A 5,341-nucleotide genomic window follows, 5' to 3' on the forward strand; every position below is an offset into this window, starting at 1 on the left:
CTACATGAGGCGGATCTGATTAACAGGGCGATGAATCTCGCCGCGATGATCCTGATGATTTTCTTTCCTTTTGTTATCACGCTGGCGGCGCTGTCGCCACTGCGGCAGGGCGGTGCGGCGGACATAATCATCGCGCGCATGGGGTTGAGCCATGATGCGGCGATGGCCGTGGAACGACTCTTTACCCCGCGGAGCGGAACCGTCCTCACCGGCTGGACAGTACTGGGAGTGCTCTGGCTGATAGTTGGCGGACTGAGTCTGGCTGCGTCCGTCCAGTCCATTTATGTGCGGGTCTTCAGGCTGAAGCCATTCGGGCTACGCGGCCTACTGGCCCAGGTCGGCTGGCTCTGCGGATTGATCTTCTTTCTCGTCGCTACCACGAGTCTCGGGGCGCTGCTCACCGGCACCGTGGCTGGTTAGGTCTGCTACGGCCTGGTAGCCACCGTGATCCTGGTGCTCTTCTTGTGGGTCGGGGTCCGGGTACTCACCATCGGCCGGATGAGCTGGCGGGACTCGTGGCCGACAGCCCTGTTCACGACGATCGGCCTGACTGGTCTGGGTGTCGTCAGCCGGCTGGCATTCTCGGCTTCCATCGTGGCGAACGAGCGCAGCTATGGCGGGATCGGGGTCGTGTTCACCATCCTGTCGTGGCTGATCGGTTTCGGTGTCGTCCTCATCGGGGGGGTAATCGTCGGCACGTGGTATCTCGACACCGAGCTGTCGGTCGCCGGCATCCTCAGAAAGTTTCACATCGGGAGGAGGATGGGCCGAGACCAAGCCCGGAAATCATGAGCTGAGCCGGTGCGCGGATCGGCGCCGAGGGCCACAAGGGCCAATGACGTGTGACCTGGTGTTGATCGTGTCCGGAGGACAGCAGGAGGTGACGCTGTGTGAGTGGCTGATCTGGTCGATCGGCGTCCTGCCTGTCTTACCCTGGGTTCAGGGGCGTCAACGGTTCAGGGGCGTCAACGTCGCCTCCACAGGGTCCAAGCCGGGCACCCGCATCGGCCGCAATCCGAGCCGGGCCGGTAGTGCTCGTGGTCATGACGCGCATGGCCGCAGCGGCAGCGCAGGATGAGTAGACCGCGGATCGACCTCACAGGGTCACCTCCGTCCGGATGGGAGTAGCTAAGTGAGCTAGATAAGTGAGTTAACTGCCTAAATGTCGCATGTGGGCTGGTCTGCTGGGTGTGTCTAGACGTTCGGGCGGAGATCGTCCAGGTCGTCCTTCCCTGCTGGCCCGGGGACACCCGCCTGGCCCTCGTCCACGACTCGGCGCCTTCTGCGCGTGACCACCCCGCGACTCGGCCCGGCTACGATCGGGTGGCACGAGGAACGTCCGTGACGGGGCGGTTTATCGTCTCCAGGTCCTGAGCGCCATAGCAAGCGACCCATCGGGAGACGATAGGGATCATGAGAATCTCGAGCGGGACCGGGGCATCGGGCACCTCGGCCGGGCGCTCCGCCGACGGGCGGCGGGGGGGAAACGCGCTGCCCGAGGCGAACGAGCGCGCCGTCATCCGGCGCCGGTGGTGGCCACGCCCGGCGGTGCGGCCGGAACCCGGGCGGCCCGGCGCCCGCCGGGGCCTGTCCGCCCGGTCTGGTCCGGTCGGTCGGGGGTCAGCGGCCTCTCCCGTCCCTCCCGCACAGCCTGCCCCCCAGGCACCGCGTGCCCCGTCTGCCTCACAGCTGTCGTCTGCCCCGCCGCCGACGACATCACCCGGCGCCCGTCCCGGCAGGAAGAGCGGCCGGATGCCCGTGCTGCCCCCCTGGAAACAGCCGTGGGCGCCTCGGATCGCCGCGCTGCTGGCCCTGGTTGTCGGCCTGGTGGACGTCATCTCCGCGGTCACCCCGGAGTGGCGCTCCCGCCTGGAGGACCTGCGGGTGCTCCTGCCCCCGGCGGCCTCCCAACAGGCCGCCGCGTTCACCGTCGTCGTCGGCATGCTGCTCGTGCTGCTGACGCCGGGGCTGCGCCGCTGCAAGCGGCGGGCCTGGCGGGCCGTGCTGGTCCTGCTCGGCGTGAGCATCGTGCTCCACGTTGCCAAGGGTCTGGACTACGAGGAGGCGGCCGGATCGGCCGCGCTGCTCATCGCCCTGCTGCTGGTCTACGGGGAGTTCCGGGCCAAGGGCGACCCGTCGACGCGTTGGCGGGCGCTCGGCGTCGGCCTGCTGCTCACCGTCGTCTCGATCGGGATCGGGTTCCTGCTGCTTTATGTGCGTCAGGACCGGATCGTCGGCCCGCATTCGCTGTCCGCCCAGTTCGAACAGATCGTCGAGGGACTCGTCGGGATCCCCGGTCCGCTACGGTTCACCTCCGACCGGTTCTCCGACCTCGCCGCCCGCGTGCTGCTGACGATGGGCCTGTTGACCATAGTGACCACCGGCTACCTCGCGCTGCGACCGCCCGAGCCCCGGCCCCGGCTGACCGACTCCGACGAGGAACGGATACGTGCCCTGCTGGCCCGGCACGGCAAGGCCGACTCGCTGGGATACTTCGCGCTGCGGTCGGACAAGTCGGTGATCTGGTCGCCGACCGGCAAGGCCTGCGTGGCCTACCGGGTGGTTTCCGGCGTGATGCTGGCCAGCGGAGACCCGCTCGGTGACCGGGAGGCCTGGCCGGGGGCCATCAGGGAGTTCCTGCGTGAGGCGGCCGATCATGCGTGGACGCCGGCGGTCCTCGGCTGCTCGGAGGCGGGTGGCTTCGCCTGGACCCGCGCCGGGCTGTGCGCGCTGGAATTCGGTGACGAGGCCATCGTCGACACGGAGTCGTTCACGCTGGAGGGCCGGGCGATGCGTAACGTTCGCCAGGCGGTCGCCCGGGTGGAACGCGCCGGCTACACCGCGGTCGCGCGGCGGGTCGGCGATCTCGCGCCGGCCGACATCGCGCGGCTGAAGGCACAGGCCGCTGCCTGGCGGGGTACCCAGACGGAACGGGGCTTCTCGATGGCGCTCGGCCGCCTCGGCGGCGGCGCGGACGGTGACTGCGTAGCCGTGATGGCCTTCTCCCATGACGCGGGTCCCCATGACGCGGACGACCCGGTGAACGGTGCTCCGGGCCACCCGGCGAACGACACGACAAGCGGCATCGGGGACGGCGCGTCGCATGCCGACGCGGCCGGCACCGAGCCCCGGCTGCGCGCCCTGCTGCATTTCGTGCCGTGGGGCCCCAACGGCCTGTCGCTGGACGCGATGACGCGGGACCGGACCACCGACAACGGGCTGAACGAGTTCCTCATCGTCAGCGCCCTGCGCCAGGCCCGCGAGCTGGGCGTCGAACGGCTGTCGCTGAACTTTGCGTTCTTCCGGTCCGCACTCGAACGCGGCGAGCGCCTGGGCGCCGGGCCGGTCATCCGCTGCTGGCGTTCCCTATTAATATTCTTGTCCCGCTGGTTCCAAATAGATAGCTTGTACCGGTTCAACGCCAAATTTCAACCCACCTGGCAGCCCCGTTATATCTGCTACCCCGCCAGTTCCGAGCTACCACGGATCGCCTTGGCGATGCTCGAAGCCGAGGCCTTCCTGGTCTGGCCCTGCTGGCGCGACCATCTATCCGGGCTATCCCGGTTGTCCCGACTATCCCGACTACCCCGGCCTGGAACGGCAGGCCTCCATCACCGTGCCCGAAGAAAGGACACCTCGACCGGCCCCGGGCCGGGCTGACCATCACCTTCAGGCCACGTCGTCCATATTGTCCATATTGTCCACGTCGTCCACGCCGTGGACACACTCGCAGGGGAGTGTGGATTTGGGGTCTCTGGTCGTCATCGGGAAGTGGTTCCTGCTGTCCCTGGCGGGAATGTCGCTCGCCTGCTGGGCAGGCTGCGGGTGGCTGGCCCACCGGCGCCGGGCGGGGCATCGGAACCGGGTGGGACGCCCCGCCGCGTTCGGGATGGGCATCCTCGCCATGCTGCTCACGTTGGTGACGGCGGCGGATCTGGTCAACGCCTACTACGGCTACCTGCCGCGGGTCGACGACGTCATCGGGGTGAAGTCCTGGCCGACGGGGTCGGCGCGGGAGGCTGTGGCGCCAGCGCCGCCGCACCCGGACGGATCGGTTATCGACCTGTTGGTCCCCGGCACGCACAGCGGGTTCGGTGTGAAGGAGGCAAAGCAGGCACTGGTGTACCTTCCGCCCCAGTACTTCACCGAACCGCACGTCCGGTTCCCCGTCGTCTACCTTATGCACGGCTCGCCGGGGGTGCCGGTCGACTGGTACCGGGCGGGCCGGGCCGCGCAGGTCGGCGCGCTTCTCGCCGGGGTCGGCCGGCCCGCGATCCTCGTCGCCCCGCGCCTGAGCCACGGTTGGCTCGACGACAGCGAATGCGTCGACCGGCCCGGCGAGAACATCGAGACCTATCTGATCGACGACGTGATCTCGACGGTCGACCGGCGGTTGCGCGCCATCGCGGACCGAGCCGACCGGATCTTCGTCGGAATGTCCGCCGGCGGGTTCTGCGCGCTGAACCTCGGGCTACGCCACCGTGACCTCGTCGAGACGATCATTGATATGTCCGGGATGTCGAAACCGACCCACGACGGTGGGATGGTCGGCCTGTTCGGGAACCGGCCCGATCTCGCTCTGGTCGTGGCGGCGAACACCCCGGCCCGGTACGCGGCGACGCTCCCACCGTTCCCGCCGATGCGGGTGTGGCTGGACTGCGGGCATGGCGATCATGAGGCGTTGGGCGACACGGAGGCGATGGCCCGCGCCCTGGGGCAGCGTCCGGGCTTCGACGTCGTGCTGCGGCTGCGCCCCGGCGGTCACGACTTCGGCGTGTGGCGTCCGGCGCTTCGAGACAGCCTGCTGTGGGCGGTACCGTCCGACGTCCGCCCGGCGTGACCGTCCCCCGGCGCGACCGTCGGCACATCTGGTCGGCCGCTGCGGTGCCGGGAATGACAGCGCCGGGCGAAGACATTCTTCAGATGGGCCCTGCTTCTCGTCAGGCGGGAGTGTTCCGTGGCGTGCTCGATTCCAGGCCGGGGCGATCAGCGGGGATGGGCCGCGCCGGCGGAGAACATCCGAGGTGGACCGGGGGCCGGAGTCCCATGACCGTCCGCACACCGGCCCCCGCCGGAGATGACGACGGCCCTGTCGGCGCGGAGCACGTTCACGGGGCCGAGGGCGCCGCCAGCCCAAACCCGGGCCGCCCGTGGTCGGGCCGCCCGTGGTCGGGCGTGCGGCGGCTGCCGGTGACCGTAGGCCGGTTCCCGGTGACCGACTCCTTGCTCGGCGCCCTCGTCGCGGCGCGGGTGTTCCAGTACGTCGACCCGGCCACGGCGACCCGCTGGCAGTGGGCCATGAACACAACCTTCGACCAGATGCGCCACCATCCCCTCGGGG

3 protein-coding genes and 1 pseudogene are annotated in these 5,341 nt (G+C 69.2%); all 4 read left to right on the forward strand.

What is annotated here, in order from left to right; translation table 11 throughout:
• A pseudogene (locus tag AC08ON_RS14320) lies at window positions 1-420 on the forward strand (ribonuclease BN); the annotation flags it as partial.
• Between the two features lie 24 nt (window positions 421-444).
• Window positions 445-792 carry a hypothetical protein gene (locus AC08ON_RS14325; RefSeq protein ID WP_476617145.1) on the forward strand — a complete coding sequence of 116 codons (348 nt, stop codon included), beginning with the start codon at window positions 445-447 and terminating at the stop codon, window positions 790-792.
• A 960-nt stretch (window positions 793-1,752) separates the two neighbouring features.
• Window positions 1,753-3,660, forward strand: a complete 1,908-nt coding sequence (locus AC08ON_RS14330; protein WP_476607916.1) for a phosphatidylglycerol lysyltransferase domain-containing protein — start codon at window positions 1,753-1,755, stop codon at window positions 3,658-3,660.
• Window positions 3,661-3,745: 85 nt separating this feature from the next.
• Entirely contained in the window at window positions 3,746-4,840 is a 1,095-nt protein-coding gene (locus tag AC08ON_RS14335) for an alpha/beta hydrolase (RefSeq protein WP_476607918.1), read from the forward strand.
• Window positions 4,841-5,341 lie beyond the last annotated feature (501 nt).

The organism is Frankia sp. CoWAU3, from assembly GCF_977971855.1.

What these genes read in the sequence shown, in the direction of transcription:
- AC08ON_RS14330 (WP_476607916.1), top strand. Translation starts at nt 1,753, where the DNA reads ATGCCCGTGCTGCCCCCCTGGAAACAGCCGTGGGCGCCTCGGATCGCC.